The sequence below is a fragment of the Tractidigestivibacter sp. genome (assembly GCF_057241865.1).
The window spans coordinates 1-5,465 of record NZ_DBHHPX010000071.1; the positions used below are offsets into that span (position 1 = coordinate 1).

Sequence of the window (5,465 nt, forward strand, 5' to 3'; positions counted from 1 at the left end):
AGGCCTTCTTCGTGGCCGTTGGCTGCCAGGGCGGCAGGCGTCCCGGCGTCCCCGGCGACACCGCCGAGGGCACCGACGTGGCCGTACATTACCTTGAGGACTCCATGGCCAAGGGCAACCCCGCGCTGGTGGGGGACGTCGTGGTCGTCGGTGGCGGCAATGTTGCCGTAGATTGCGCGAGGAACGCGAAGCGCCGTGGCGCCGGCACCGTCACGATGGTCTCGCTCGAGCAGCGAGACGAGATGCCTGCAACCAACGCCGAGATCGCCGAGACCCTTGAGGATGGCGTCTGCGTCCAGAACGGCTGGGGGCCCAAGGAGGTCCTGACCGACGGGGGCGGACGCGTCACGGGCATCATCCTCAAGCGCTGCACGCAGGTCTTCGACCCGCACACCAAGCGCTTCTCGCCGCTCTATGACGAGAACGACACCATGACCATCGCATGCAGCCAGGTCGTCTTCGCCATCGGCCAGGCCATCGAGTGGGGCGGGCTTCTCGACGGACGCGCTGTGACCTTCCACCACGGCAACTATCCGCAGGCAGACGCCCTCACCTTCCAGACGGCCGACCCCGACATCTTTGTGGGTGGCGACGTTCTCACCGGCCCCAAGTTCGTGATCGACGCCATTGCCGCCGGCCACTATGCCGCAGAGTCTCTGCACCGTCGCGTGCAGGATGGTGCGAGTATGACCATCGGTCGTGACCGCCACAACTACCTTGAGTTTGACAAGGACGACCTCCTCATCGACTCCTACGACAACGCCGGGCGCCAGGAGGAGGGCATGGACTCCGAGGGTGCCGATCGCTTCCGCGATACGCACCACACGCTCACGGCCGAGCAGGTGGCCACAGAGACCAAGCGTTGCCTGAGCTGTGGCGCCTCGGTTGTCGACCCCAACAAGTGCATCGGCTGCGGCATCTGCACCACGCGCTGCAAGTTCGATGCCATCCACATCTACCGCGACCATCCCGAGATGTCCGACATGCGCGCGGCGGAGGACAAGGTTGGCGGACTTGCCGCCTACGCCATCAAGCGTGCAGCGAGGATTGTGGCCAACTCCGGCTCCGAGGAGGCCAAGATCATGCGCGAGAAGCGCCGCGAGTACAACCGCACGCACAAGGACTTCATGGAGATGCACCCCTACACAGGCAACTCCAGCGACGAGTCTCGCGAGGAGAACGCGTAGATGCACGAGCTGGGCATTGTCGTGCACGTGATCGACATGGTCGAGGAGGCCGCACGCAAGAACGGCGTGAGCAAGGTGGCGCGCGTTGACCTCGAGGTGGGCGAGGTCAGCACCATCGTGCCCAGCTACTTCCGCGACTGCTTCGAGTGGGCGAAGCTTCGCACCGAGTACATGCGTGAGTGCGAGCTCAACATGATTATCGTGGCGGGGATTTCCTACTGCCGCGACTGCAGGAAGACCTACCGCACCACCGAGTACGGAAAGGCCTGTCCCGTCTGCGGGGGTCACAACACCTACCTCGTGACCGGACGGGACGTGATGGTGAAGGACATCCAGGCCGTATAGATGAGCGGCCCCGAGCTCTGGCTCGAGGTCGCTTTCGTCCTTCTCGTCGTGCGGCGCTTTTCGCCGCGGAGATTAGCTCCCTTTCTTAAAACTGCTATCGGCTACCTGGGCAAACGCAGTAGCCGATTAAGAAAAGGAGCTAAACTCTGGTAATCGGCGCGGCATGGCTTCTTGGAAAGGCTACGATGCAGGGGAGGGAACGTGGCCAAGGCGGTTCTCTTTGACCTCGACGGAACGCTTACCGCATCTGGCGAGGGGATCGTGAAGTCCGTCCAGTATGCCCTCGTGAAGATGGGGCGAGAGGTGCCGGACCCCTCTGCGCTCACGGTGTTCATCGGTCCGCCGCTCGTCCAGGAGTTCATGGACTTCTCCGGCATGTCGCACGACGAGGCGCTGAGGGCGCTCGAACTCTATCGCGAGCGCTACACAACCGTTGGACTCTTCGAGAACCACCCGTACCAGGGAATTGTTGAGCTTCTCGGCTCACTGAGAGAGGCTGGTATCATCACCTGCGTGGCCTCTTCCAAGCCCGAGCCATTCGTGCTCAAAATCCTCGACCACTTTGGGATGACGGACCTCTTTGACCAGGTGGTAGGGGCGACGCTTGACGAGAAGCGCACGGCAAAGGCCGATGTGATCAACGAAGCGCTCGAGCGGTTGGACAAGAGAGCCGAGAAGAACGAAGTCACCATGGTGGGAGACCGTGCTCAGGACGCTCGAGGCGCGCAGGCTGCCTCGGTAGGCTTTGTGGGCGTCACCTATGGCTACGGCTCCCGAGAAGAACTTCTCGACGCCGGTGCCACAACTGTAGTAGATACGGTTGATGTGCTGCGCCGCGTTCTTCTCGGATAGGTAGCGCTGTGACGCCTGAGCAGCAAGCGTCTCCTGGAGGCATGCCTCGACGGCGCCCACGCAGCGGCCACAGCGCGTACCCGCACCGGTTGCATTCCCCACGTCCTCGAGCGTCCTTGCGTCGTTGGCAACGGCCTGCTCGATGTCTGTCTTGGTTACGCCTACGCATGGGCAGACAAGATTTGGATCATCTCCTGCGTGACCGTTGGCGCCTGGTGGTGACGGCCGCAGTGGTCATGGTGCTCACGATGATCAGAGTACATAGCTTCCCCCCCCCGTGATTAATATGTGATGTGACGTTTGATATTGGACCTAACCATAGAATCGAAAATTATGTTACTCAACTCATAGCATATGGCATAAAAGCCGCACAACCCTGTAAGCACCATAATGTAAATAACGCTCGGCAGTCTGTGGAGACCACCGGGCAAATACCCTTGCCCATGACATTGTTAGCTTCTGAATCCCACGACCTGCGCGAGGTGCGGGTAACTGATTTTGCCCAAGAACCCCGCATCGACCGTAGGCAGGGGAGCCACCGTGTTTGGTGCAAAGCCGCAGGCAAGAAGGCCGACAAGCGCCAATGCCAGGCCTGCGCCGCAGATGATGCCCCCTACCACCATGAAGACACGGAAGGTGTCGGGGTGACGCGACCACCAGAGCGAAAGTGGACCGCCTTCGGCGGGGGCCGCTTCCTCTCCCTTTGCCACCCGGACGAAGAAGTGGGAGACCCAGCGACCGAAGCGGATTGATGCCTGATACAGGATGCTTGTCACCTGAATTGCAAGAGGAGTGAGGAGAATGGCAGCACCGCCAAGCGCGAGAGAGACGCCACCGTCCATCGCGCCGGCAATCAAGTTGCCCGATGTCGCCCCAAGCATGAACGCAATGACCGACGAAACGCCAAAGACATAGCCGGACGCGACAAATGCCCACGCAGCTAGGATAAGGCTCCATAGGAGCACATACACAGCAACGGCCAGCATAGCGATGGCAAAGACGACTGGTACCCAGGCAATAGCCCCAAGGACGAGAAGCACCGTAACCAACGCCGTTCTCTCACGGTTCTGGCGAAGGCCACAGAAGCTGCGCTGGATCGTCGGAAGGCTCTCTACCATCGACGTTGCGGCAACCTCAACACTCCCAAGGTCTTCAATGGCAGCCTCCTCGTCCATTCCCGATTCGATGCGATCGTTGTATGCCTCGTACCAGTACTCGCGGGCCCGGTCAATCTCTTTTGCACTAACGCCCCTCTTACGCAGGGCTTCTTTAAGCTCAGAATTCCACTGCTCGTAGCTCATGACTCCGCTCCCTCACGGATGTAGGCCAGGATCTTAGTAATGCCCGCCTCTTCCTGTACAAAGTCTTGAAGGGCTGCCCGGCCTTTATCAGTTATCGTGTAGTACTTCCTTAGCCTGCCGTTATGCTCGCGGGTGTACTCCTCGAGCATTCCCTGCGCCTTGAGGCGTTTGAGGATGGGGTAGAGCGTTGATTCGGAGAGCTCAAGTGTCGACGGAACATCCTTGATTATTTGGTAGCCGTAGGAATCCTCCCGCGCCAGCGCGGCAAGCACGCATATATCAAGGAAGCCCCGTTTGAGCTGTGTTTCCATGGTCCTCCTTTTCCTGGTTGATGGAGCTGTCATGCGGGCGGGGATCTGTGCTCCTGCAGAAACGCAGACACTCCACTCGTCGCCCTGGCCAAGGCGGATACTATGCGATACATAGTATGCTTCTGACAACGATACTATGCATCGCATAGTATCGTTGTCAGAAGCATTACGGACTTACTTGAGAATTTGAGTTTCTGGAGAGTTCGCTTTGGGATGCGGACGAAAAGTTGGACCTTGGAGGGTCCGGATTGGAGTTCGCATGTACAGCAAGGAGTCCGTCGAGCTGTTCCTGCTCGCCATCGACGAGGGGATGCGGGTGCCGGGCGCCGTCGACTTCGCGGGCGTGAAGAGGAGGGCGGCGAAGAACTGGGCCGCGGGCGACCTCCCACACGGCTACACCGGGGAACCGCGTAGAGTGTCGGCGACGGGAAAGGCGAGAAGGGGGACGGGGCCATGCCGACGAGGGGGGCCTACGACCCGCCGGGGAGCGGCCCGCTCGCCGGGCTGGGCCTGTATTCCGTAACATCTAAGTCGACGAAAACGTCACCGTAAAGTCGACGCTTCCCGCAAGCAGGCATGCCGACCACTTCGAGTGGGGCTGACCTAAGAGCGCTTCGCATCCACTTAAGGAGGTCCCGAAAGGAAATGACCGGCATGCCCAAGCAGGATCCTATACGACGCAGGTGGCACGAGGGGCTCGCCGTCACCGAGACCGCCAGGGAGGAGGGGGCGTCGCGCGACACCGTCCACAAGCACCGCGACAAGGGGGACTTCAGCCCGTCGGTCCCGGTCGCCAGGGAGCGCCCGCCCAAGCTCGACCCCTACAGGCCGCTGATCGACCAGCGGCTCGGCGACGACGCCAAGTCCGGCGCGAAGCAGCGCCGCACCGCGAGGCGCGTCCACGACAGGCTCGTCGGGGAGGAGCGCGCGGACGTCTCGCCCGACACCGTCGAGAGGTACGCCAGGAGGGCCAGGGCGCCGCGCCCCGCCGGGCGCGGCCAGTTCCTCGACCTCGCGTGGGCGCCCGGCGAGGCGCAGGCGGACTTCGGCGAGGCCGACTCCTGCCTGCGCGGCGCCAGGACCAGGCCCAGGCACCTCGCCTTGGCGTTCCCCCTCTCCAACGTCGGGCTCGCGCAGGCGTTCCCGGGCGAGAGCGCTGGGTGCGCCTGCCAGGGGCCCGGGAACGCCTTCGGGCACGTCGGCGGCGTCCCGGGCAGGATCGTCCCCGACAACGCGGCCGGCGTCGGCAGGAAGGCGTGCGACGCCGCCAGGACCACCGAGCCGTCCGAGGCGTGCAGCGCCCACCACGGTCTCGCCTGCGCCTTCCGCAACCCGCATCCCGGCCACGAGAGGGGCAGCGTCGAGAGCGAGGTCGGCGCGGCCCGCCGGAACCCCTTCGTGCCGGTCCCCCAGGTGTTAATGCCAATATAAAAATGGCCACTTAAACCACCGAGAACTACCAGCAATAC

The 5,465-nt window shown here is 62.3% G+C and carries 7 protein-coding genes and 1 pseudogene; 5 read left to right on the top strand and 3 right to left on the bottom strand.

Annotation, left to right across the window (positions count from 1 at the left end; all coding sequences use genetic code 11):
* The 3 genes from ACO59D_RS12715 to ACO59D_RS12725 all read left to right on the top strand — a co-directional run.
* The coding region (locus ACO59D_RS12715) for an FAD-dependent oxidoreductase (protein WP_485127303.1) at window positions 1-1,187 on the top strand (1,187 nt) is incomplete at its 5' end.
* Window positions 1,188-1,532, top strand: coding sequence for a hydrogenase maturation nickel metallochaperone HypA (locus tag ACO59D_RS12720; protein ID WP_485127304.1), 345 nt, complete (start codon window positions 1,188-1,190; stop codon window positions 1,530-1,532).
* 201 nt (window positions 1,533-1,733) lie between these two features.
* Complete coding sequence (locus ACO59D_RS12725) at window positions 1,734-2,384, top strand: HAD hydrolase-like protein (protein WP_485127305.1); 651 nt, start codon at window positions 1,734-1,736, stop codon at window positions 2,382-2,384.
* A gap of 42 nt (window positions 2,385-2,426) precedes the next feature.
* On the opposite strand, the pseudogene ACO59D_RS12730 reads toward ACO59D_RS12725, so the two are convergent.
* The 3 genes and pseudogenes from ACO59D_RS12730 to ACO59D_RS12740 all read right to left on the bottom strand — a co-directional run.
* Window positions 2,427-2,615: pseudogene (locus ACO59D_RS12730) on the bottom strand ((2Fe-2S)-binding protein); the annotation flags it as partial.
* A gap of 221 nt (window positions 2,616-2,836) precedes the next feature.
* Window positions 2,837-3,685 carry a hypothetical protein gene (locus tag ACO59D_RS12735; RefSeq protein WP_485127306.1) on the bottom strand — a complete coding sequence of 283 codons (849 nt, stop codon included), beginning with the start codon at window positions 3,683-3,685 and terminating at the stop codon, window positions 2,837-2,839.
* Window positions 3,682-3,996, bottom strand: a complete 315-nt coding sequence (locus ACO59D_RS12740) for a PadR family transcriptional regulator (RefSeq protein ID WP_485127307.1) — start codon at window positions 3,994-3,996, stop codon at window positions 3,682-3,684. Before ACO59D_RS12740 ends, ACO59D_RS12735 begins: the two co-directional genes overlap by 4 nt.
* 259 nt (window positions 3,997-4,255) lie before the next feature.
* Here ACO59D_RS12740 and ACO59D_RS12745 point away from each other — a divergent pair, with 259 nt between their 5' ends.
* Window positions 4,256-4,519, top strand: coding sequence for a hypothetical protein (locus tag ACO59D_RS12745; protein WP_485127308.1), 264 nt, complete (start codon window positions 4,256-4,258; stop codon window positions 4,517-4,519).
* 131 nt (window positions 4,520-4,650) lie between these two features.
* Window positions 4,651-5,427 (top strand): IS21 family transposase, encoded by a 777-nt coding sequence (locus ACO59D_RS12750; protein ID WP_485127309.1) that lies wholly within the window; start codon window positions 4,651-4,653, stop codon window positions 5,425-5,427.
* The last annotated feature ends 38 nt before the right edge of the window (window positions 5,428-5,465 follow it).